The 23,515-nt window shown below is 47.8% G+C and carries 20 protein-coding genes; 8 read left to right on the top strand and 12 right to left on the bottom strand.

The window, feature by feature from the left end; translation table 11 throughout:
• Positions 1-37: 37 nt before the first annotated feature.
• Positions 38-3,928, bottom strand: coding sequence for a phosphoribosylformylglycinamidine synthase (gene purL / locus LMJ53_RS12900; protein ID WP_229586709.1), 3,891 nt, complete (start codon positions 3,926-3,928; stop codon positions 38-40).
• A 163-nt stretch (positions 3,929-4,091) separates the two neighbouring features.
• On the opposite strand from purL, the gene mltF reads away from it, so the two are divergent.
• Positions 4,092-5,528, top strand: a complete 1,437-nt coding sequence (gene mltF / locus LMJ53_RS12895; RefSeq protein ID WP_229586707.1) for a membrane-bound lytic murein transglycosylase MltF — start codon at positions 4,092-4,094, stop codon at positions 5,526-5,528.
• A 172-nt stretch (positions 5,529-5,700) separates the two neighbouring features.
• On the opposite strand, the gene tadA is transcribed toward mltF, so the two are convergent.
• On the bottom strand, positions 5,701-6,234 hold the full coding sequence (gene tadA, locus LMJ53_RS12890; RefSeq protein WP_229586698.1) for a tRNA adenosine(34) deaminase TadA: 534 nt from the start codon (positions 6,232-6,234) through the stop codon (positions 5,701-5,703).
• A 242-nt stretch (positions 6,235-6,476) separates the two neighbouring features.
• Here tadA and LMJ53_RS12885 point away from each other — a divergent pair, with 242 nt between their 5' ends.
• The 3 genes from LMJ53_RS12885 to LMJ53_RS12875 all read left to right on the top strand — a co-directional run bounded on the left by LMJ53_RS12885 (position 6,477) and on the right by LMJ53_RS12875 (position 7,423).
• Positions 6,477-6,701, top strand: coding sequence for a hypothetical protein (locus tag LMJ53_RS12885; RefSeq protein WP_229586696.1), 225 nt, complete (start codon positions 6,477-6,479; stop codon positions 6,699-6,701).
• 11 nt (positions 6,702-6,712) lie between these two features.
• Complete coding sequence (locus LMJ53_RS12880; RefSeq protein ID WP_226751123.1) at positions 6,713-6,925, top strand: hypothetical protein; 213 nt, start codon at positions 6,713-6,715, stop codon at positions 6,923-6,925.
• 276 nt (positions 6,926-7,201) lie between these two features.
• Positions 7,202-7,423: a hypothetical protein gene (locus tag LMJ53_RS12875; RefSeq protein WP_229586694.1), complete on the top strand. Its 222-nt coding sequence runs from the start codon at positions 7,202-7,204 to the stop codon at positions 7,421-7,423.
• 303 nt (positions 7,424-7,726) lie between these two features.
• On the opposite strand, the gene LMJ53_RS12870 is transcribed toward LMJ53_RS12875, so the two are convergent.
• The gene (locus LMJ53_RS12870) at positions 7,727-8,605 is read right to left on the bottom strand and encodes a LysR family transcriptional regulator (RefSeq protein WP_229586679.1); all 879 of its coding nucleotides are present in this window, start codon (positions 8,603-8,605) and stop codon (positions 7,727-7,729) included.
• A gap of 89 nt (positions 8,606-8,694) precedes the next feature.
• On the opposite strand from LMJ53_RS12870, the gene LMJ53_RS12865 reads away from it, so the two are divergent.
• Positions 8,695-9,198, top strand: coding sequence for a lactoylglutathione lyase family protein (locus LMJ53_RS12865; protein ID WP_229586677.1), 504 nt, complete (start codon positions 8,695-8,697; stop codon positions 9,196-9,198).
• Between the two features lie 85 nt (positions 9,199-9,283).
• Here LMJ53_RS12865 and yghX read toward each other — a convergent pair whose 3' ends face one another.
• The 6 genes from yghX to xerD all read right to left on the bottom strand — a co-directional run bounded on the left by yghX (position 9,284) and on the right by xerD (position 16,671).
• Complete coding sequence (yghX, locus tag LMJ53_RS12860; RefSeq protein ID WP_229586675.1) at positions 9,284-10,174, bottom strand: YghX family hydrolase; 891 nt, start codon at positions 10,172-10,174, stop codon at positions 9,284-9,286.
• A 246-nt stretch (positions 10,175-10,420) separates the two neighbouring features.
• Positions 10,421-11,941, bottom strand: a complete 1,521-nt coding sequence (gene lysS, locus LMJ53_RS12855) for a lysine--tRNA ligase (RefSeq protein WP_229586665.1) — start codon at positions 11,939-11,941, stop codon at positions 10,421-10,423.
• A gap of 42 nt (positions 11,942-11,983) precedes the next feature.
• A protein-coding gene (gene prfB / locus LMJ53_RS12850; protein WP_229586663.1) for a peptide chain release factor 2 occupies positions 11,984-13,082 on the bottom strand; the annotation gives its coding sequence in 2 pieces (ribosomal slippage) (positions 11,984-13,006 and positions 13,008-13,082; 1,098 coding nt in all).
• A gap of 115 nt (positions 13,083-13,197) precedes the next feature.
• On the bottom strand, positions 13,198-14,931 hold the full coding sequence (recJ, locus tag LMJ53_RS12845) for a single-stranded-DNA-specific exonuclease RecJ (RefSeq protein WP_229586661.1): 1,734 nt from the start codon (positions 14,929-14,931) through the stop codon (positions 13,198-13,200).
• Positions 14,932-15,027: 96 nt separating this feature from the next.
• The gene (gene dsbC / locus LMJ53_RS12840) at positions 15,028-15,759 is read right to left on the bottom strand and encodes a bifunctional protein-disulfide isomerase/oxidoreductase DsbC (protein ID WP_229586652.1); all 732 of its coding nucleotides are present in this window, start codon (positions 15,757-15,759) and stop codon (positions 15,028-15,030) included.
• Positions 15,760-15,777: 18 nt separating this feature from the next.
• Positions 15,778-16,671: a site-specific tyrosine recombinase XerD gene (xerD, locus tag LMJ53_RS12835; RefSeq protein ID WP_420778859.1), complete on the bottom strand. Its 894-nt coding sequence runs from the start codon at positions 16,669-16,671 to the stop codon at positions 15,778-15,780.
• Positions 16,672-16,816: 145 nt separating this feature from the next.
• On the opposite strand from xerD, the gene fldB reads away from it, so the two are divergent.
• Positions 16,817-17,335, top strand: a complete 519-nt coding sequence (fldB, locus tag LMJ53_RS12830) for a flavodoxin FldB (protein ID WP_229586614.1) — start codon at positions 16,817-16,819, stop codon at positions 17,333-17,335.
• A gap of 8 nt (positions 17,336-17,343) precedes the next feature.
• Here fldB and LMJ53_RS12825 read toward each other — a convergent pair whose 3' ends face one another.
• A complete protein-coding gene (locus tag LMJ53_RS12825) occupies positions 17,344-18,057 on the bottom strand; it encodes a tRNA1(Val) (adenine(37)-N6)-methyltransferase (RefSeq protein WP_229586612.1) in 714 nt (237 codons plus the stop codon).
• Between the two features lie 76 nt (positions 18,058-18,133).
• On the opposite strand from LMJ53_RS12825, the gene srmB reads away from it, so the two are divergent.
• Together srmB and LMJ53_RS12815 are read left to right on the top strand one after the other, a co-directional pair.
• On the top strand, positions 18,134-19,357 hold the full coding sequence (gene srmB, locus LMJ53_RS12820; protein ID WP_229586610.1) for an ATP-dependent RNA helicase SrmB: 1,224 nt from the start codon (positions 18,134-18,136) through the stop codon (positions 19,355-19,357).
• Positions 19,358-19,560: 203 nt separating this feature from the next.
• Positions 19,561-20,619 (top strand): S66 peptidase family protein, encoded by a 1,059-nt coding sequence (locus tag LMJ53_RS12815; RefSeq protein ID WP_229586608.1) that lies wholly within the window; start codon positions 19,561-19,563, stop codon positions 20,617-20,619.
• Between the two features lie 1,301 nt (positions 20,620-21,920).
• Here the strand turns inward: LMJ53_RS12815 and LMJ53_RS12810 are convergent.
• Positions 21,921-22,628 (bottom strand): lipase family alpha/beta hydrolase, encoded by a 708-nt coding sequence (locus LMJ53_RS12810; protein ID WP_229586600.1) that lies wholly within the window; start codon positions 22,626-22,628, stop codon positions 21,921-21,923.
• 51 nt (positions 22,629-22,679) lie between these two features.
• Positions 22,680-23,462 carry an aspartate/glutamate racemase family protein gene (locus LMJ53_RS12805; RefSeq protein WP_324295610.1) on the bottom strand — a complete coding sequence of 261 codons (783 nt, stop codon included), beginning with the start codon at positions 23,460-23,462 and terminating at the stop codon, positions 22,680-22,682.
• Between the last annotated feature and the right edge of the window lie 53 nt (positions 23,463-23,515).

Below are 23,515 nucleotides of genomic sequence, written 5' to 3'. Positions count from 1 at the left end.
GCACGTTTTGCTGGCGTTTTTTCCATTTAGCGAAAGGTTAACCTAACCACACTCGCGCATTACGGAACATACGCATCCATGGGCTATCTTCTTGCCAGTCATCAGGATGCCACGAGTTCGCCACGGTACGGAATACTCGCTCAGGGTGCGGCATCATAATACTCACGCGACCATCGGTGGTGGTCAGGGCTGTAATACCGGCAGGCGAACCGTTCGGGTTTGCCGGATACTGCTCTGTTACCTGACCGTAGTTATCGACAAAACGCATCGCCACATTGCCACTTTGATTGGCCGCAGCAAAGGCCGCAGCGCTGGCAAATTCCGCATGGCCTTCACCGTGCGATACCGCAATTGGCATACGTGAACCGGCCATACCGCTAAAGAACAACGACGGGCTTTGCTGCACTTCCACTAAGCTAAAACGTGCTTCAAACCGCTCAGACTTATTACGGACAAAGTGCGGCCAGTGCTCAGCACCGGGGATCAAGCTCTTCAGATTCGACATCATCTGACAACCATTACAGACACCCAAAGCAAACGTTGATTGCCGTTCGAAGAAGGCTTGGAACTGTTCCCGTGCTTGCGCATTAAACAAAATCGACTTGGCCCAACCTTCACCGGCGCCTAATACGTCACCGTACGAGAAACCGCCACAGGCAGCTAAACCGTTAAAGTCAGCTAACTTCACGCGACCAGCTAAAATATCACTCATGTGCACGTCAACCGCATTAAAGCCGGCACGGTTAAACGCCGCGGCCATTTCTTGTTGCGAGTTCACGCCCTGCTCACGCAGAATAGCGATCTTCGGTGCAGCACCTTTTAAAATAAAAGGCGCGGCAACATCAACGTTAGCATCAAAGCTTAATTTTACATTTAAGCCCGGATCCTGTTGGTCGGCTTTCGCCGCCATTTCTTGCTCAGCACCAGCTGGGTTATCGCGCAGCGCTTGCATCTGATAGGTGGTTTCCGCCCAAATGCGGCGTAAGCGACTGCGGCTATCGCTAAAGACCGTTTTACCTTGCTGCGTGATCACAAACTCATCGCTGGCACTGACTGCACCTAATAAGTGGCTTAACGGCGCTAAGTTATGCTTTGCTAACACTTGCTGTACATAAGCTAAATCCGCGGTTTTTACCTGAATCACCGCACCGAGCTCTTCGCTGTATAGTGCAGCAAGCGCATCAGCGCCTAAGCCGCTAATATCTGCTTGCAGACCGGCTTTACCGGCAAAGGCCATTTCCGCCAGCGTAACCAATAAACCGCCGTCTGAACGGTCATGATAGGCCAGCAGTTTTTGCTCACGGGTTAATTGCTGCATCGCCTGGAAGAAATTCAGCAATAACTCTGGGCTATCTAAATCCGCCGCGGTATCGCCTAATTGCTTATACACTTGCGCTAAACAAGAACCACCTAAACGGTTGGCCCCTTGGCCCAAATCGACTAACAACAAGCTGCTGTCACCCAAATCAGTGCGAAGCTGTGGCGTAACGGTTTTACGAATATCTTCAACGCGAGCAAAAGCGGTAATGACCAACGACAATGGCGCAGTGACGGCTTTTTCTTCACCGTCTTGCTGCCAGCGCGTTTTCATCGACATCGAGTCTTTACCGACTGGGATGGTCACGTTTAATGCTGGGCATAACTCTTCGCCTACCGCCTTAACTGCGGCGTATAAACCGGCATCTTCACCTGGGTGACCGGCCGCGGCCATCCAGTTTGCTGATAATTTAATCCGGTTTAAATCGCCAATATCAGTGGCTGCGATATTGGTAATGGCTTCCGCTACCGCTAAACGGGCAGAGGCGGCAAAATCAAGCAGTGCCACTGGCGTACGCTCACCCATCGCCATCGCTTCACCGTGATAAGTATCATAGCTTGCTGCGGTAACTGCGCAGTTAGCCACCGGCACTTGCCATGGGCCAACCATCTGATCACGCGCTACCAAGCCGGTTACCGTGCGATCGCCAATGGTCACTAAAAAGGTTTTCTCGGCAATGGTAGGTAAACGCAGTAAACGCTCGGCTGCATCGGCAATGGTAATGGCACTGCGATCGAGCGGTTTGCCAACGGCTTGTAAGCTTTGCACGTCACGGTGCATTTTCGGTGCTTTACCCAGTAACACATTTAACGGCAAGTCGATTGGCGTATTACCAAAATACTTATCGCTTAAGGTTAAGTGTTTATCTGCAGTGGCTTCACCGACGACTGCATAAGGTGCGCGCTCGCGCTTACAAATCTCTTCAAACACCGCGAGTTTGTCAGCCGGAATGGCCATCACATAGCGCTCTTGCGACTCATTACACCAAATTTGTAATGGCGACATGCTCAGCTCGTCGTTCGGTACGTTACGTAGCTCAAACTTACCGCCCACACCACCATCGCTCACTAATTCAGGGAAAGCATTGGATAAACCACCGGCACCCACATCGTGGATAAAGCAAATAGGGTTATCGGCGCCTAACTGCCAGCAGCGGTCGATCACCTCTTGGCAACGACGTTCAATTTCTGGGTTTTCGCGCTGTACGGAAGCAAAATCTAAATCTTCGTTCGATTGTCCTGAGGTCATTGATGAAGCCGCACTGCCGCCTAAACCAATGTTCATGGCCGGGCCACCTAGCACCACCAGTTTAGAACCAGGTGCTAAATCGCCTTTTTGTACATGATCTTCACGGATATTACCTAAACCACCGGCAATCATTATCGGCTTGTGATAACCACGTACTTCTAAACCGTTATGGCTGTGTACTTGCTCTTCATAAGTACGGAAATAACCGTTGATCGCTGGGCGACCAAATTCGTTATTAAAGGCTGCGCCACCCAGTGGCCCTTCCAGCATAATATCGAGTGCACTAACAATACGGTCTGGCTTACCAAAATCGGTTTCCCAAGGCTGTTCAAAGCCAGGGATACGCAAGTTAGATACCGAGAAACCCACTAAGCCCGCTTTGGGTTTTGAGCCGACACCGGTAGCACCTTCATCACGAATTTCGCCACCCGAGCCGGTTGCCGCGCCGGGGTAAGGAGAGATTGCCGTTGGGTGGTTATGCGTTTCAACTTTCATCAAAATATGGATCGGTTCATGGTGATACTGGTATTCATTACTACCCGCTTGCGGGAAGAAGCGCCCCGCTTCTGAACCGACCATCACTGCCGCGTTATCTTTGTATGCCGATAACACGAAATCTGGCGAATGCTCGAAAGTGTTCTTAATCATTTTAAACAGCGATTTAGGCTGTGCTACGCCGTCGATAGTCCAATCAGCGTTAAAAATTTTGTGCCGGCAATGCTCTGAGTTAGCCTGAGCAAACATATACAGCTCAATGTCGTTCGGATTGCGGCCTAATTGCTGAAAGTTAGTGACCAGATAGTCAATTTCATCTTCCGCCAGCGCTAAACCCATTTGCTGATTGGCTAGCACTAACGCTTCGCGACCACCGGCTAAAATATCAACTGAGCTCATCTCCGCTGGCGCAGCTTTAGCAAACAATGCCTCTGCGTGCTGAAGCTCAGTAAACACGGTTTCCATCATCCGATCATGCAATAAGGCTTGGACCTGCGTTAACTGCGTTGCAGTTAAGGCCTCAGCTAGGAGATAATACGCCACACCGCGCTCCAGGCGTTTAACCTGCGGTAAGTTACAGTTATGGGCAATATCGGTCGCTTTTGATGACCATGGCGAAATGGTACCCGGCCGCGGCGTCACGAGTAACAACTGACCGGTCGGTTGATGACTGGTGACCGTGGGGCCGTAACTCAATAATTTATCTAATGTGTCCTGTTGCTCTGCACTTAACGGTGCAGCAAGATCAGCAAAATGCATATATTCAGCATAAATTCCGCTTACCGGTAAATTTTGCTGGGCACAAAGATCGAGTAACTTTTGAATTCTGAATTCGGACAGTGCAGGCGCACCACGCAGGATCAACATAGGCTTATTTCCGTTGGTTGAACGACAGTGGAACCTAGGGCGTTTACACCCTAAAAGGCGGCATATTATAAAGAAAATTCGCGTCGAGGGATATGCGAAAAACCTGACTGACGGCAAGAAGTTTGCTATAACAGCCATTCATCAAAGAGGTTGGACCGCCATTATGCACAAAACGCTGTTATTACTCTGCTGTTGCTTACTGTTTGCTTGCACGCCACCGGCGGTCGAGACAACCGGGCAATTGGCCGACATTTATCAGCGCAACAGCTTGAGAGTGGGTATTTTACATGGCCCGACAAGTTATTATATTGGGGTAGATGGCCCTACTGGGTTTGAATACGAACTGGCCAAAGCACTGGCCGACCGCCTCGGTGTCGAGCTGAGTTTAGCCCCCAGTTTTCACCTGGATGAGTTACTCGATAAACTGGAAACCGGCCAAGTTGACTTTATCGCCGGAGGTCTAACCTTAACGCCCTCACGTACTGAACGCTTTCGTGCCGCACCGCCTTATCGCTGGATCAATGAAGTAGTGGTGTACCGACAAGGAGCAACTTGGCCGCGTGAATTTGCCGATCTAGCCGGGCCGGTTGTGGTGATGAAAGCCAGTAGCCATGCCGAAAGCCTGGCCATTTTACAACAAGAAAACGCTGACTTTCAGTATGTAGAAGATCCCGAATTAGATGCCGATGAATTACTGCAAAAAGTCATCGACGGCAGTATCAACTATACCCTGACCGATTCAAACCAACTGGCGGTAAACCGCCGTTTGTTTCCGCAACTCAGTATTGCCTTTACTCTCAATGAAAATTTGCCGGTGGGTTGGCTACTTCAAAAAGGCCAAGATGACAGCCTATACAGTGTCTTGATCGAATATTTTGGTCACGTTTATCAAAATGGCGACTTAGTGACATTAGAGGATCGTTATTTTGGCCATGTTGAGCTGTTTGATTACGTTGATACCATTAAATTTATTCAGGCTATTGACCACACCTTACCGAAGTTCAAACCACTGTTTCTTCAACATGCCGGTGAATTGGATTGGCGTTTATTGGCAGCGTTAAGCTATCAAGAATCGCACTGGAACCCGAAAGCCCGCAGCCCCACGGGTGTGCGCGGCTTAATGATGCTAACCATGCCCACGGCTCGGCAAATGGGCGTAGACAGTCGGCTAGACCCACAAGATAGCATTGATGGGGGCAGTCGTTATCTGCAACTGTTATTAACGCGTATCCCAGAGCGGATCCCGATGCCAGACCGTTTATGGTTTGCCTTAGCCTCATATAACATTGGCTGGGGTCATGTTGAAGATGCGCGACGTTTAACCCAGAGAGATGGCGCCGATCCGGATAAATGGCTTGAAGTGAAACAGCGCTTACCTTTATTACGCAAAAAATCGGTGTATCAACATACGCGTTTTGGCTTTGCCCGCGGTGATGAAGCGGTAATGTATGTCGAAAATATTCGTCGCTATTACGACACCCTTGTGGGCGTGGACGAACGGCAGCAACTGGAAGATAGAATGGAACAACAACGTCAAAAACTGGTCGAAGAAACGAATGGATCTGAAGAGTCGTCTGCCTTAGCACCACCCTCTTCATAATAAATTCATACCGGCTGCTTGTAACTGAGCTTACGCAGTCATACTATTAACAAAATCGTAAACACTTTAGGTAACCCTATGCTAAATAAAAAAAGACCGTCGCTAAAACGGCGGCGGCGTTTACTGACCGTCTCGTCAAGTCGGCGACGCCTAAAACGCAGTGTGAAGACCGTTAAGTTAAATCGACGTCGCCGTCATTACCAAACGTCTTTTCAACAATTCCCAACGGCCCCTTCTGCTGTTTAAGCCTCTTTTGCTCAGCGCGACGCCGCTGGAAAAACGTCGATAACATCATCGAACACTCTTCAGCCAACACCCCAGCGGTCACCTCTAATTGATGGTTTAACTTGGGATGACACACCAAATCCATGATCGAGCCGGCCGCTCCCGTCTTATAATCGCTGGCACCAAACACCAGCCGTTTAATACGACTATGCACCAACATACCGGCGCACATGCTGCACGGCTCTAGCGTGACATACAAGGTACACGCTGGTAGCCGATAGTTTTGCAGTAATTGGCCCGCTTGGCGCACGGCTAACATTTCAGCATGTGCCGACGGATCGTGTGAACTGATCATCTGATTCCAGCCTTCAGCAACCACTTGCTGATCTTTAACCAGCACGGCCCCCACCGGTACTTCGCCTGCGGCTTCTGCTCGAGCGGCTAACATTAAGGCGTGGCGCATCCAATCTTCATCAGTCATAAAGTTTTACAAAGTTTTGCTATCGTTGGCGAATTTTACCACTAGACTGAAGTCAGGCTGACCATTATTTTGGGGAATACACTACCCTTGCAAAATAACAAAACATAACACATTGATATTAAACAATTTAAACTTTGGCATTTTGTTTGCAATGTTTTTAGTTTTTTACACAGCCAATGAATCAGTCAACAGATTAGCCTCGTTAACATAAAGCTTAGGCAAACGCATAGGAGAACAAAAAAGTGGATATCGGAGTGGTGGTTATTGTCGTCGTCGCGATTGTCGGTGGCTGCTTTTATGATGCAATGAAAATGCGTTACAAGTATCAACATTTAGCATCAGGCAAAGGTGATAAAGAAATACGTGAAGAGCTACAACATGTTAAAGCTAGGCTTGCCGCGTTAGAAAGTATCGTCACTGATAAGAAATATCAGTTAAGTGAAGAAATTAATCGTTTAAATCGTTAAAGGAGTGACTAATGGGACCTTTTGAAATTGCCGCCATCGCTATCGTTTGTGGCTGTGCCGTTTCCGGCTATAAAACCTATATGGAAGGCAAAGCAAAACATAACAACGAAGATGTTAGCGCGTTACAAAATGAGATTGCTAAACTAAAAAATCGCGTGGCCACCCTCGAAAGTATTGTCACCGAGCCTAGCTATCAGTTAAAAGAAAAAATCAATAAACTCTAGCACCCGCCCCCAAAGGTAAAGGTGCATGTTGCCAGCACTAGTTCACTCGCCGATATGATTATCGGCGTTTTTGTTTGAGCTAATATTTTAGCGTTTAAATTTTTGACCAACTCTTAGTCAAAATCACTACATCTGTATGATTAACCTGTCACAACCTCCAACCTTAAATTATAAGTCATTGAAATAAATTAATTTATTTTCTGGCATAACTTTTGATTGTTATACAAGGAACATGCTGAACCCAGCGGTAAACCACTTAATCAAAAGGAATGACTCATGAACAGAACACTCGCGACCATACTAATTATTGCTATCGGTATTTACTGCTTACCTACATTGCTCGCTATCTTAGCCACGGTATTTACTGTTGTCGTGGGTGTTATCGCTGCCATTATCGGTATTGGTATTAGCTTAGCCGTCACCGTATTACCCCTGCTGATTTTAGGCTATTTGGTATGGTGGTTAGTGCGTGATAAGCGCCAGCCACAATCGTTCTAAGTAATCCGTTAATTACGATGCCTCTTCAAGGGATAGTCTTCATTGTTAGGCACGCGATAAAAATGCTTTGAGCAGCCAAAGCAAGACCTACTCCCTTGATCTCTCCCTCTACAACGCTCCCGTCTCCGGTACGCTTGCCGTACCTGAGACGCCATCTAGCGATCGCATCGCTACATCAGGTCTAAAATGCAGAGCTTATTTTTTACTACTAACAGTTGCCCCTGCAATGCCCGAATGAGGCTAAATTAAAGATCTGAGCGCATGATACACGCTGGCGCTTCACATCACGACTTTACATTCACGCTATGGACAGGTTAAACCTGCCTGAGTCGCTTTGATTACCGTATGCACTCTATTCGCCAACGGTTGCTGAGCACGGGTGGCTAAATACAAGGTTTCACTGACTGGCTGCGGCAGGGAGTGAACTTGAATGAGGCTTTGCTGCGCAAACATTTCTACTGCATAAGCCGGTAATACTGTAAAGCCTAACCCCCGACTGACAGGCTCTAAAATCAGAGCAATTTGATTGGAAAAGCCGTGTTTTGCAATAAATGATACGCCTTGAAACTCTGGGTAATTAGCCGAAAGTAACAGCGCCGCATGGTGAGCGCCATCGGGATGATCAATAAAACCAAGTTGTTGCAAATGGGACCAGCTAAGATCAGTACAACCTGCCGGAGTGACCAACAATAATGGCTCCGTGGTTAAGGTTTCATAACTAACGTTGCTGAGTGTGGCGGCACAACTCATAATGCCGATATCGGTTTCGCCATTGGCGACTGCCTGTTCAATACTGCGATTAGGCGCAAAACGGTAATCAATTATCAGTTGTCGATGCTGCTGTTGTAAGCTCAGTAAATGCGGATACAGCTTTAAGCCCACGCTGCCCGGCGACATCAGTCTCACTTCCCCCTGAAAAGCGGGATCATGCCCCAAGCGCTGCGGCAAACTCGACAAAGCCGCGACCAACTCACGCGCCTCAACATACAGCCGTTCCCCCGCATCCGTTAAGGTAAATTGTTTACCATGGCGATCTAACAGCGTCACGCCAAGCTGTTGTTCTAATTTATGCATATGCTGGCTCACACCCGATTGCGTCATATGCAAGCGTTGTGCGGTTTGGGTAAAGTGCCCTACTTCAACTAGGGTACAAAAACTGCGTAACCATTGCGGATTAATCATTACGTTTTATACTTATTTTAATTAAAAATGATAATTTCAAATAATTATAGCGCCTTTATATACTGTGATCACTGTTAAAAAGGAGCTAAATGATGAGCAATACTTATCCAAGAAATTTTTCACATATCGGTATTTCAGTGCCTGATCTGGAAGCGGCAGTAAAGTTTTACACTGAGGTACTCGGCTGGTATCTGATTATGACGCCCACTGAGATCACAGAAGACACGAGTGCCATTGGTGAAATGTGTACTGACGTGTTTGGTGCCGGCTGGGGCAGTTTTCGCATCGCCCATTTAGCCACCGGCGATCGCATTGGCGTAGAGTTATTTCAATTCACCAATCAGCAAAACCCGGAAAACAACTTTGAATACTGGAAAACCGGTATTTTCCATTTTTGTGTGCAAGATCCAAACGTTGAAGAATTGGCAGAACGTATTGTTGCAGCTGGGGGTAAAAAGCGCATGCCGAAGCCACGTTATTACTATCCGGGCGAAAAGCCGTATCGCATGATCTATATGGAAGACCCGTTTGGGAATATTTTAGAAATTTATAGCCACAGCTATGAATTAATCTACAGTGCCGGCGCTTACTAAACTCACAGCGCTAACATAAAACAAGATAAAAACGCGATTAGCCAGGATGCCAATCGCGTTTTTTATTGCCAGTATTTTGACCGAACTAATCAGCTAAATAGCGGTTAAACCAGCCTAGGGTGCGCTGCCACGCTAAATTAGCAGCGGCTTCGTCATAACGTGGTGTTGAGTCGTTATGAAAACCATGGTTTGTGCCAGGGTAAAAATGCCCTTCATAGATTTTGCCCGCGGCTTTTAATGCGGCTTCATAGGCCGGCCAGGTTTCATTAATCCGTGGATCGGTTTCAGCAAAGTGTAGCTGCAACGGCGCTTGAATAGCAGGCACATCTTCTGGGCGTGCTTGCCGCCCATAAAATGGCACCGCCGCCGCTAATTCTGGGTAAGCCACTGCAGCAGCATTTGAGACACCTCCACCGTAACAAAAACCGGTGATGCCAATTTTTTTGGTGGTGAGTGCGCTGTCACGCAAAAACTCAATACCGGCAAAGAAGTCATTCATCAGCTTTTCTGGATCAACTTGGCGCTGTAACTCGCGTCCCACTTCATCGTTTCCCGGATAACCGCCCACCGAGCTTAAACCATCTGGCGCCAGCGCGACAAAACCCGCCTTGGCTAAGCGCCTTGCCACATCCTCAATGTAAGGGTTTAAACCGCGGTTTTCATGTACCACTAAAACGCCGCCTACTGGTTTACTATGATTTGCAGGCACCACCATATAACCGCGCACTGAGCCGTGGCCGTTAGGTGATGGGTAAGTAATGTTGCTGCCTTTAATTTCTGGATCGTTAAAGGAGATTTGCTCGGCCAGCGCATAATTAGGCGTGAGTGCCGATAAAATGCTTAAGGCTGTCATACCGCCAATAGCATATTTGGTGGCTTTTTCTAGAAAATCACGCCGGGTTAATTGGCCATGCACATAAAAATCATACAGTTCTAGCAATTCGGGGCTGAAATCGGCCGCGGTTAAACGAGGCATAAGGCTCTCCTGTAGATAAAGGTTATTCTTATTTGCAGTGTTACCTCAGGGCAACAGCTCGCGACAGGCTACTGCAATGTACCTTTGAGCACAGTGCGACATCAGCCGAAGCTTTCAATGATAAGTTACGCTTTAGCTTAGCAGTTAGTTTGCTTAGCTCAGGGGGGATTTAACGCAAGGAAGTCCTTGTTCAACGCATAAAAAAGCCAGGCTTAACCTGGCTTATCGTTATTGTGTATCTTGCGCTTACTTTTCGTGATGTAACCGCATATGCGGGAACAGGATCACATCACGGATAGACGCGGCATCGGCCAGTAACATCACCAAGCGGTCAATACCAATGCCTTGGCCTGCTGTAGGCGGTAAACCGTGCTCTAACGCAGTCACAAAGTCTTCGTCGTAGAACATCGCTTCATCATCACCGGCGTCTTTTTGTGCGACTTGCTCACGGAAACGTTCGGCTTGATCTTCAGCGTCATTTAACTCGCTAAAACCGTTACCTAATTCGCGACCACCAATAAAGAACTCAAAACGATCGGTAATTTCTGGATTGTCGTCGTTACGGCGCGCCAGTGGCGATATTTCTGCGGGGTATTCGGTGATAAAAGTAGGATGACGCAGTTTGGTTTCAACTAATTCGTCAAACACTTCCATCAAAATACGACCGTGACCGTAGTTAGGTTTAACGTCAATTTTCAGCGACTTCGCTAACTCAGCTACCGCTTCACGCGTGGTTAACTGCTCAAGCGTCAGCTCTGGATTGTAATGTAAAATAGACTCGGTAACCGACATACGCGCAAACGGCTTACCAAAATCGAATACTTCACCTTGATACGGCACTTCGGTGCTACCCAGTACATCCAATGCTAAACCACGGAATAGCTTCTCCGTTAAATCCATTAAATCGTTGTAATCAGCATAGGCCCAGTAAAATTCTAACATAGTGAATTCTGGGTTATGCCGCGTTGAAACGCCTTCGTTACGGAAGTTACGGTTTAACTCGAATACTTTTTCAAAACCACCGACCACTAAGCGCTTTAAATACAACTCTGGGGCGATACGCAAAAACATCTGCATATCTAAAGCATTGTGGTGTGTTTCGAATGGCCGTGCCGAGGCACCACCAGGGATGGCTTGTAGCATCGGTGTTTCAACTTCTAAGAAGCCTTCTTCATTAAAGAAACGGCGGATATAAGACACCGTTTTGCTACGCACTAAAAAGGTTTTACGAGATTGATCGTTCGAGATCAGATCTAAATAACGCTGGCGGTAACGCGCTTCGTTGTCGGTTAAACCGTGAAATTTATCTGGTAGCGGACGTAACGCTTTCGTCAGCAAGCGAATTTCGCTTAACCACACGGTTAACTCGCCCGTTTGCGTTTTAAATAAATGGCCTTTTACGCCAACGATATCGCCCAAATCCCACTTTTTAAATTGCTCGTTGTACAGCCCCTCTGGCAGGCTATCACGCGCCACATACACCTGAAACTTGCCGCCCATATCTTGCAGCGTACAAAAACTGGCTTTACCCATAATACGGCGCGTCATAATACGACCGGCAAGGCTCACTTCAACCTTGGCCGCTTCTAACTCTTCTTTGCTTAACGCATCATATTTAGCATGAATTTCATCAGAAATATGGGCGCGACGAAAATCGTTAGGAAAGGGATTACCTTGCTCGCGGATCGCAGCCAACTTCTGTTTTCGCTCAGCAATCAGTTTGTTAACATCCTGAATTTCTTCATGTTGAGTATGCTGTTCAGACATTTTTTGATTCCTGAGTGAGTTTATAAATAAGTCAGTTATAGTTTATAAACCAGCTTTTAGGCTGGCTTCGATAAATTTATCCAGATCGCCGTCTAGCACGGCTTGCGTATTACGCGTTTCAATGCCGGTGCGTAAATCTTTAATGCGCGAGTCATCTAACACATAAGAGCGGATCTGGCTGCCCCAGCCGATATCCGACTTAGTGTCTTCGAGTGCTTGTTTCTCGGCATTTTGTTTTTGTAGTTCAAACTCGTACAACTTAGCGCGTAATTGCTTATAGGCGTTGTCACGGTTTTTATGTTGCGAGCGATCGTTTTGACACTGCACCACAATATTGGTCGGTAAGTGCGTGATCCGTACGGCAGAATCGGTACGGTTAACGTGCTGACCACCCGCACCCGAGGCGCGATAGGTATCAATGCGTAAATCGGCTGGGTTGATATCGATTTCAATATCATCATCAATTTCCGGCGACACAAACACCGAAGCGAACGACGTATGGCGGCGATTACCCGAGTCGAATGGGCTTTTACGCACTAAACGGTGTACACCCGTTTCGGTACGTAACCATCCATAAGCATAATCACCGGTAAATTTAATGGTACACCCTTTGATACCGGCCACATCGCCATCGGTCACTTCATAAAGTTCAGGTTTAAAGCCTTTATCTTCACCCCAACGTAAATACATACGCATGAGAATGCTGGCCCAATCTTGCGCTTCCGTACCACCAGAACCTGATTGAATGTCGAGGTAACAATGGTTCTCATCGTTTTTACCTGAAAACATCCGGCGAAATTCTAGTAAGGCCAATTGTTTTTCTAAGTCGGCTAATTCGCCTATCGCTTCATCAAAGGTCGCTTGATCTTCAGCTTCTACCGCTAATTCCACTAAACCCGCGACATCTTCTAAGCCTTGATCTAGCCTGTCGATAGTGCCCACCACCTGCTCCAGTGCCGAGCGTTCTTTACCTAATGCTTGAGCTTTATCCGGTGTGTTCCAAATGGCAGAGTCTTCCAGTTCGCGCGAGACTTCCTCTAAGCGTTCTTTTTTGCCATCGTAGTCAAAGATACCCCCGAAGCACATTAGTGCGTTCAGTCAGATCTTTAATACTGTTATAAACCGGATTTACTTCAAACATGCTGTGGTTAAACCTGTAATTCGACCAAAAAATTGGCGCGGATTATAACAAAAAAACTGCCACTTAGGGCAGTTATTATCTGGAAAATTAGCGTAAGCGCTTAACAAGCTGCAACTTAGCTTACGGCATCCATATGCCGCACAATTAATTGCAAGTTTTGTTGCTCGCGATATTCGTTAATATCTAACTGATAAGCCAAGCGTACCTGCTGAATATTCACATTGGGCCACGCCTTGTTATCGGCATTAAACCAAATGGCATCCACTAACTTGCCGCCGGGGCCTTGCAGCAGCATTTTTAAATGGCGGTCGGCTAACATCTTTTGACTGAGCAGTTTAAATTCACCATCAAAGACCGGCTCAGGAAAGGCCTGGCCCCAAGGCCCGGCATTTTGCAGTAACTGCGCAAAATCGAGCTCAAAGCAATCACGTTCTAATTCGCCATCACTCATGATCACGGCGGTTAACTGCTCGGGTGTTAAATATTTTTTCGCGGTAAAACTCAGCGCCACCTTAAAGGTGTCTAAACGCTCTTCAGCAATAGTTAAACCGGCGGCCATGGCATGGCCACCAAATTTTTTAATTAACCCAGGGTACTGGCTGGCAATTTCTTCTAATAAATCGCGCATATGTAAGCCGGGTATCGAACGCGCCGAGCCTTTTAATTCACCGTTATCACCTTGAGCAAAAGCGATGGTTGGCCGGTTAAATTGCTCTTTAATGCGGCCGGCTAAAATACCGATCACGCCCTGATGCCAATCGGCGCGGTATAAACATAAACACTCTGGTAACTCGCTACCATCAAAAGACAGCTGGCTTAAAAACGCCTGCGCTTCTTGCTGCATGCTTTGTTCAATGTTGCGTCGCTCAGCATTTAACGCGTCTAGCTCTGCCGCATATTGCCGGGCTAAACCAATCGACGGCGCCAGTAAACAGCTGATACCCAACGCCATATCATCTAAACGCCCGGCGGCATTTAAGCGCGGCCCTAGCGCAAAACCAAAATCTGCTGCTGTAAGTTTTAAGGCCGTGCGATTGGCCACATCAATTAACGCTTGGATACCCGGCCGACATTTACCGGCACGGATGCGCATTAAGCCTTGATGCACCAAAATACGATTATTGGTATCTAGTGGCACCACATCGGCCACCGTACCTAAGGCAACTAAATCCAGCAGTTCCGCCACATTCGGTTCCGTTAAGCCCTGTTGTTGAAAATAACCTTGTTGCCGTAAGGTCGCGCGCAGGGCCAACAATAAGTAAAAGGCCACGCCGACACCGGCCAACGCTTTACTGGGGAAAGTACAGCCAGGTTGATTCGGATTAACAATCGCATCCGCTTGGGGCAATTCGGCACCGGGTAAATGGTGATCGGTGACGAGCACTTTCACACCGGCTTTTTTAGCTAAGGCAACGCCCTCTATTGCCGAAATACCGTTGTCGACGGTAATGATCAGCTCTGCGCCCTGCGCCACCACGATCTCAGCCAGCTCTGGCGTTAAACCATAGCCGTATTCAAAGCGATTCGGCACCATATACTCGAGGTATTTAAAGCCAAACGCTTTTAAACCGCTCATCAGCACTGCCGTACTGGTAGCACCATCGGCATCAAAGTCACCGACAATAACAATACGTTGTTGCTGGACAAGTGCTTCAATTAACAGTGCAGCAGCAGTATCGATACCCTTTAATAAATTAAACGGCAACAGGGCAGCGGCATGCCGTTGCAATTCATCGGCATGCTGTACCCCTCGGCCTAAATACAACCGACGTAACACCGGATGCAAACTGCTATCTAATTCGGCTGCTACCGTGGGTAAGGCGCGGCGCAGGATCTGTTTTTGCTGCAAGCGTAACTCCTAGAGCGTGTTGACCTTTGCTAGGGGGGTTGCCGTGTTGGGCAACCCATAGCGCACAATATCTGCTAAGTAATGGCTAATTTTGCTCTAACCTGCGCTAAGTTCTTTAATCATGGCTTCTGCGGGCATATAACCTGGGATCAACTGACCATCAGGCAGGATCACCGCAGGAGTGCCGGTAACACCGATAAACTGTCCCAGCTCGTAATGCGTGGCTACAGGGTTTTGACACATGGCTTTAGCCACCGATTTATCCACCTTGGCATTGTCCATGGCACCGCGTTGATCTTTGGCACACCAGATGTGCTGCATTTGTAAACCCACTTCTGAAGCAACACCAGCACGGGGATAGGCCAAGTAACGCACCGTAATACCGGCTTTTAAATACTCTTTCATTTCTGAGTGTAATTTGCGGCAATAACCACAACTGGGATCGGTGAACACATGCACCACATATTTTTCTTTCGGGGCTTTATATTCAATAACGTTGTCTTTTTGCTCGGCCAGCTTTTTAACAATTATCGGAGCCATTAACTGTTCTTTTAAGTTAGTCGGTACTTGTTGACCACGAACTTGCTGCCAATTTTGCATATCCAGCACATTACCGGCAACCAAAAACCGGCCATCGTCTGACATAAAGAACAAACCACGATCGGTCAGTACTTGCGATACGCCAGTCATTGGCGAAGGGCTGACTTGTTGCACCGTTAGCCCAACTTGGGCCAACGATTCAGTAATTTTAGCCTCATTTGCTAAAGCGGTCAGCGGTAGGCTACTGGCGATAAATAATGCCGCTAAAGTTTTTAAACCGAATGTCATAGTGTTCCTTGTTCCGCACTAACCCCGCGGATGATGTTGTTGATGCAGTTGCTGCAAGCGTACTTGCGCAACATGCGTGTAAATTTGTGTTGTCGACAGATCACTGTGGCCCAATAACATCTGTACGACCCTTAAGTCGGCCCCATGGTTCAGTAAATGCGTGGCAAACGCATGTCGTAAAGTATGAGGTGACAAGGTTACCTTAATGCCCGCCACTGTTGCATAAAATTTGATACGGTGCCAGAAGGTCTGTCGGGTCATCATTTGTTGTCGATTACTCGGAAACAGCACATCTTGCGCACTCCCTAACAGCTGTGGCCGTGCTTCGCGTAAATAACGACTTAGCCAATGCTGTGCTTCTTCCCCCATAGGCACTAAGCGTTCCTTACGACCTTTACCCAGCACCCGCACCACACCTTGTTGCACAGACAGTTGCTGCATGGTTAAGCTAACCAACTCGGTCACGCGTAAGCCGGTGGCATATAATAACTCTAACATGGCTTTATCACGAAATTGGATCAGCTCGCTTAAATCGGGTGCACCTAGCAAAGCATCAACATCGGCTTCTGATAGGGTTTTCGGTAAGCTACTGCCAATTTTTGGATTTAATAAATGCTCCAGCGGATTCGTACTTATCAACGCCAACTGCTGCCAGTAACGATAAAAACGCCGTAAACTACTTAACACCCGAGAGGCAGAACGCGGGCTGATCCCGTGATCGTAGCGTGTGGCTAAATACGCATTCACATCATCACCGCTAACACTGAGCAGTTCGATATTTTGCTGCTGACAAAACAGCGCAAAATGCCGCAGATCCGAGCCGTAAGCACTTAACGTGTGCGGGCTGGCATCTTGCTCTAAATAAAGCTGATCCAAAAATTGTTGAATACGCTGCTGCGTATCGGCTGTCAAGGCAGCATGTATTGTTTGGCTCATAGCAAGCTTAACGATCTCAGGTGTGCCAATAGTAGCGGATTTAGCCATCAAGGCATAGTGTATGGGCGAGCGCAGGCAAGTCTGATAATATACCGCCATGTTTCACTACACGTGCTATCAGATGAACATTGGTCTTTTTTATGGTTCTACCACCTGCTACACCGAAATGGTGGCAGAGAAAATTCAAGCCCTACTCGGCCCCGAGTTGGTGACGTTACACAACTTAAAAGATACCGGTTTGGCCGCCATGCAAGATTACGACATCTTGATATTAGGCCTATCGACTTGGGACTTCGGCGAAATTCAAGAAGACTGGGAAGCACGCTGGCCTGAGATCAGCCAAGTTGATTTAAGCGGAAAAATAATCGCCCTTTACGGTATGGGCGACCAAATTGGTTATGCCGAATGGTTTCAAGATGCGCTGGGCATGTTACATGAGGCACTGGCACCACAAGCCATCACCCGAGTAGGTTTCTGGCCAAACAGTGGTTATGAATTTATCGCCTCAAAAGCGCTTACGCCAGATGGCGAATGGTTTTATGGCTTAGCACTGGATGATGAAAATCAGTATGAGTTAACAGATACCCGGCTGCAAAGCTGGGTCGAACAGGTGTTAACCGAAATCGCCACCATTGGCTAAGCATCGGGTTAAAACTTCAAATAAAAATCCCGCAACAAAGCGCGATATTCAGCTGAATAAGCGCCGTTTTCAGCGTGGATCAGTAAGCTGCTTAGCTCAACCGCTTGCCTCTCACCAGCAAAGCGCCAGCTTTGTAAGTAACGACTGACCGGCTTGTTCGCTTTACTTTGCACGGCACAGCGGCGCAAGCAATGCCAGCCTCCCGCTGTTGCTGCCGCATCAAAAGCCGGCTGACTTACCGCAGGTAACACTAAACAAAATTCCCCCTCGGGGATTAATAACGTTGCCGCTTGTTGTAACAAGGCACTAAAGGGCAAGCTATCGGTATGTCGGGCTTGTTGTCGTAATGGATCTATACTGGGCAAAGCCGCTTGAAAAAAAGGTGGGTTAGACACGATTAAAGCGTAACGTTGCGCGCGTTGATAGGTTAGAATATCGCCCTTTATCACCGTGATGGCCGATGGCCACGGACTGTGTTGCACATTATCTGCAGCCTGTGCCGCCGCGGCAGCATCCAGCTCGATGGCAGTAATTGCCTGTTTACCCTGGCTGCGCTGCGCTAACATTAAACTAAGAATACCGCTGCCCGCGCCAATGTCTAACATAGCACCCTTGGCTGGCAGCCGGGCCCAGGCCCCTAATAGCAGCGCGTCAGTGCCGACTTTCATCGCACAATGCTGATGCGCAATAGTAAATTGTTTACATTGAAAACCTGCTGACATACGTCCTCCGCGCGCCAGTTTAGCCTGAGTGCCAGCCGATGTCATAAGGAAACAGCATAACTTTGAGGTACTACCCATGTCATTTGCCGAGTTTCAACTCGACGACGCCCTTAATCGCGCACTCGAAACGGCCGGTTTTAGCGAGCCCACTCAGATCCAACAACTGGCGCTGCCACTGGCGTTAGAAGGCCGCGATATTATGGCGTCTGCCCCTACCGGCACGGGTAAAACGTTGGCGTTTGTGTTACCCGCTATTCAATATTTATTAGATTTCTCGCGCCGCGATCCCGGTTTTGCAAGGGTATTAGTGATGACGCCTACCCGCGAACTCGCTTACCAAGTGTATGATGAATTCCGTCAGTTCAGCCAACATACTACTCTGAACATCGGTTTAATTACCGGCGGTGTGAACTATGGTAGCCATAAAGATACGCTTGAAAAAAACAATGACATCTTAGTCGCCACCCCTGGGCGACTGATTGAATATCTCGATGAAGAAAGCTTTCAAGCGGATGAAGTGGAAGTGCTGATCCTCGATGAAGCGGATCGGATGCTCGATATGGGCTTTGTTGGCGAGATGAACCGTATCGTGTTAGAAGCGCGCCGCCGCCGGCAAACGATGCTGTTTTCTGCTACTTTAGAAGGCGCCACGTTAGAGCGCTTCGCCAGTCATTCGTTAAAAGAGCCAGAGCGGATTGAAGCGCACCCATCGCGCAAAGAAAAAGCCAAAATACTGCAATGGTGTCATTTAGCCGATGACATTAACCACAAGCTCGCCATGTTAATTCATATTTTGCAGCAAGAAGACGTGACCAAGGCGATCGTTTTTGTGAAAACCCGTGAGCGTTTAGCCACGTTGTCGGGGCAATTAGAAACGGCCGGTTTACGCTGTTGCTGGTTACAAGGTGAAATGCCACAAGATAAACGGCTGCAAGCTTTAGCGCGTTTTACCAATAACCAAGTACGCATCTTAGTGGCGACTGACGTAGCGGCGCGCGGTTTGGATATTGACGACATCAGCCATGTGATTAACTTTGATATGCCACGTAGCGCCGATGTGTATGTGCACCGTATTGGCCGCACAGGTCGCGCCGGTAAAAAAGGGACGGCGATCTCGCTAGTCGAAGCACACGATATGAGTATTGTTGCCAAAGTAGAACGTTATACTGAGCAAAAACTTAAACGTCGAAACATTGAAGGGCTTCGCGCCAAAAATAAAGAAGCGAAAGTCGCAAGTAAAAAGAAAAAGCCAGGTAAATTAGCGGCCAAAAAACTGGCAAAAAAAGCGCCTAAAAAATAATAGCTACGTTGTTTCTGGCCAATAGGTAATCGCACTTATTGGCCTTCTTCCCCTCGCTCAATACTTTTTAACACCAGGTTCGTTGCCCCACTCTCTTTTATCTTTTTAGCCCAACGCATCAACGCAAATTTTAGTCAAATCCGCTGTAATTATTCCAAAAGCATGCTATCAATAGGAATAAATTATTATTAGCGGAGCGGTCGGTGGATAAACGTCAATTTCTAAAAAGCAGTGCAGCCGCACTTAGCGTATTGCCATTAGTCGGTTGTAGCCTCACGGCACAAGCGGCCAGCACAACCTTAGCCACTAATGGCCGTATCTTGCCGAAACGGTTACAAAAAGGCGATACCGTTGGCTTAATTGCCTCGTCCGCCGCCGTTGCCGACCAAGAAGATTTAGTTATCGCCACTGAAGTACTGCAGGCGCTGGGCTTTAACGTTAAAGCCGGCCGTTTTTATACAAAGCGTCATGGTCATTTAGCTGGCCGTGATGCGGATCGCGCCAGCGATCTGAACGCCATGTTTGCCGATCCCGAGGTAAAAGCCATTATCTGTGCCCGTGGTGGTTCAGGTGCCGCGCGTATTCTGCCGCTGCTTGATTATGAGATGATCCGGCGCAACCCTAAGCCGTTACTCGGTTATTCCGATATCACTGCGCTGCATAATGCCTTGCTGGCTAAAGCCGGTTTAGTGAGTTTTCATGGCCCCAATGGTATTGGTAGTTGGAATGCCTTTAATGTGGATCAATTCGAACGAGTGTTTTTCCAACAAGAATTGCTCACTTACCAAAACGAACAAGAAAGCAAAGGTGAACTGGTTAACCGCGAAAACCGTATCCGCGTGATTACCCCAGGTCAGGCGCAAGGCGAGCTGATGGGCGGTAACTTAACGGTTTTGACCTCCTTGGCTGGCACGCCTTACCTACCAGATTTTCAAGATAAAATTCTTTTTTTAGAAGACATTGAAGAGCAGCCCTACCGCATTGACCGCATGATGAGCACGCTAAAATTGATGGGTGCGCTGGATAAAATCAAAGGCTTTGTGTTTGGCGATTGTAACCGCTGCACCCCAGGCAATGGCTGGGGCAGCTTAACGCTGGATGAGATTTTTGCCGACTTTATTAAACCACTAGGTATTCCAGCTTATCGCGGCGCGATGATTGGCCATATTCCCAAGCAATTTATTCTGCCGGTAGGCGCAAAAGTAGAACTGGATGCCAATGCCGGCACCCTACGCTTACTCGAGCCGGTATTTCAAAGCTAACCGAACAAGCTGACTGCTAGGGTCATTCCTAGCAGTCTCACCGGCGAGTAAAGATCTGGCCTTGTAGTGAGATATTTTTTTATCGAAAAAAAGAAAGCCTCTCGACCGCGGCTAAAAGGTTAAACGCTCCGTAAAGCTTCGGCTGGAGCACGCTGTAAACACCTCCGTGTACGCTCCTCTTTTTCATCCCTGAAAAAGACGTCTTAAGCCAAAGTTTACTTCGCTGCCAACTCGTTCAACCTGATTTGCCACTACAGCAAAAATGATGCTGATAATCTCACTGTTGCAATTGATACAAACTGCTCAACTAAGCGAATACCGCTTAGAATATGAGCTCCCCTTAGAGCGAGCCGACTGATCATCGTTGACCAAGGTTTTAAGAAAATGGGTGTTTGAGTGCGGCGACGAAGCATAGCACGAGTTACGTTTTCGCCTTGGACAACGCATGAACAGCCGGGCTTTCGAGCGGAAGTGGGGTCGCATTTTCTTTGGATACTTTCTTTTGGCGACGCAAAAGAAAGTACCTCGCCAACGGCGAAAACGTTAAACGCTGCGTAAAGCTTAGGCTGGAGCACGCTGTAAATACATCCGTGTACGCTCCTCTTTTTCATCCCTGAAAAAGACGTCTCCAGCCAAAGTTTACTTCGCTATTAACTCGCTTTACTCCGAACCTAGATCTTCGCTTTGGATATTCATTCCCCCTTTGTAGCGAGCCGACTGATCATCGTTGACCAAGGTTTTAAGAAAACGGGTGTTTGAGTGCGGCGACGAAGCATAGCGCGAGTTACGTTTTCGCCTTGGACAACGCATGATCAGCCGGGCTTTCGAGCGGAAGTGGGGTCGCATTTTCTTTGGGTACTTTCTTTTGGCGAAACAAAAGAAAGTACCTCGCCAACGGCGAAAACGTTAAACGCTGCGTAAAGCTTAGGCTGGAGCACGCTGTAAATACATCCGTGTACGCTCCTCTTTTTCATCCCTGAAAAAGACGTCTCCAGCCAAAGTTTACTTCGCTATTAACTCGCTTTACTCCGAACCTAGATCTTCGCTTTGGATATTCATTCCCCCTTTGTAGCGAGCCGACTGATCATCGTTGACCAAGGTTTTAAGAAAACGGGTGTTTGAGTGCGGCGACGCTAGCGCCGCACGAGTTACGTTTTCGCCTTGGACAACGCATGATCAGCCGGGCTTTCGAGCGGAAGTGGGGTCGCATTTTCTTTGGGTACTTTCTTTTGGCGACGCAAAAGAAAGTACCTCGCCAACGGCGAAAACGTTAAGCACGTATTTAATCAGTTAAAAAACCGTCATTTTGATTCAAGCGCTTCAAACTCGCCGTGTTGCAAAAAATACAGCGTTTGCGCGATCACCGCATCGTTTTTCATCATAAACGGATGTGTAGTCGGTAAGGCAATAAAATCCGTCATGCCCTTAACTTTAGTTGACTCCAGTGACACTTTGCCATCATCTGGGTTGGGCAACAGGGTCGAGAGCAATAAATTGATACTTTGCGTGCCGGCAATCACGCCTAACTCAAAATCGACCGGACCTAAGCGCCTAGGCACACTCGCTTCATCCGTACCAAGCTGCTGACCCGCGGGGCCATTAAGTAATTCAAACCCGGGCACATCTTTTAAATTATCCACGACCTCACTGCCTTGATTAGGGGGACCAAGCATGACAACGCGGCCAAGATGAGCGATAGGTTGCTGCGTTAAATAGTATCTCACGAGGATGCCACCTAGCGAATGCGTAACAAAATGCACTGGCTGTGCGGATTGCTGCTGGCAATAACGCAGCCCCTGCTCAATGGCCAAAGCTGCTAATTGCTCAATAGGGTATTGTGTTGAGGGATAATCGACATTACTGACCACATAACCGGCCTGCTGTAAGCGTTTTTCTAACACCTGCATGGCATCAGCACTACGCGCTAAGCCATGTAATAAAATCACGCACTCTTTAGCCTGTAATAGCGCGCTAAAGCAAAGCAGAATTATGGCAAACAGGTAATTCATACTGTCTATTTTTTATGTGGTTCGACCTAGTAGCCGCGTAGTGTTATCAGCTTAACTCACCGTATCGGCTAACGCGAATGCTACAGCCGCTTTTGCATGCAGTACCGTGGTATCAAACAACGGCACAGCGGCATCGGCTTGGCTAACCAATAAACCTATTTCAGTGCAACCCAAGATAATTCCCTCAGCACCTTGCAAGGCTAAACCGGCCATCATCCGCCGCACTAACTGCTTTGATTCCGGTTTAAGTATTCCCTGACAGAGCTCTTGATAAATAATCTGATGCAAACTATCCCGCTCAGCTTCAGTGGGTAACAGCACAGTGACACCGTACTTTTCACTTAAGCGCTCTCGATAAAAAGGCTGCTCCATGGTGAATTTAGTTCCCAGCAAACCAACACGGCTACAATGAGCTTGCTTCAAGGCGGTTGCGGTGGCATCGGCAATATGTAACAGCGGGATAGCCACTGCAGCTTCAATTTGAGCAGCAACCTTATGCATGGTATTGGTACAAAGTACAATAACCTCTGCACCTGCTGCAGCCAAGGCAACAGCCGCTTCAGCTAATACCTCACCAGCGCCTTGCCAATCACCCGCATGTTGTAAACGTTCAATCTGCTGAAAATCGACACTGTATAAGATACATTTAGCCGAATGCAGCCCACCCAGCTGTTGCTTAACACCCTGATTAAGCAACCGATAATACGGTATGGTTGACTCCCAACTCATCCCGCCAATTAAACCTATCGTTTTCATGTTAAACCGCCAATGGTTATCAGAAGCAATACCATGACGCAAAAGGCCTTTCTCTGCAATACCATGAAAGCTTTGCACAGTAGCGATTTCCCTTTTTCCAATGACGTTGTAAGCTAGCTAAGGTTGAGCAG

Origin of the sequence: Rheinheimera sp. UJ51, assembly GCF_020819615.1 — a bacterium.
Lineage (GTDB): Bacteria > Pseudomonadota > Gammaproteobacteria > Enterobacterales > Alteromonadaceae > Alishewanella > Alishewanella maricola.
Note: the sequence above shows the minus strand (reverse complement) of the source record. Positions and strands in the feature narration are given on the sequence as shown.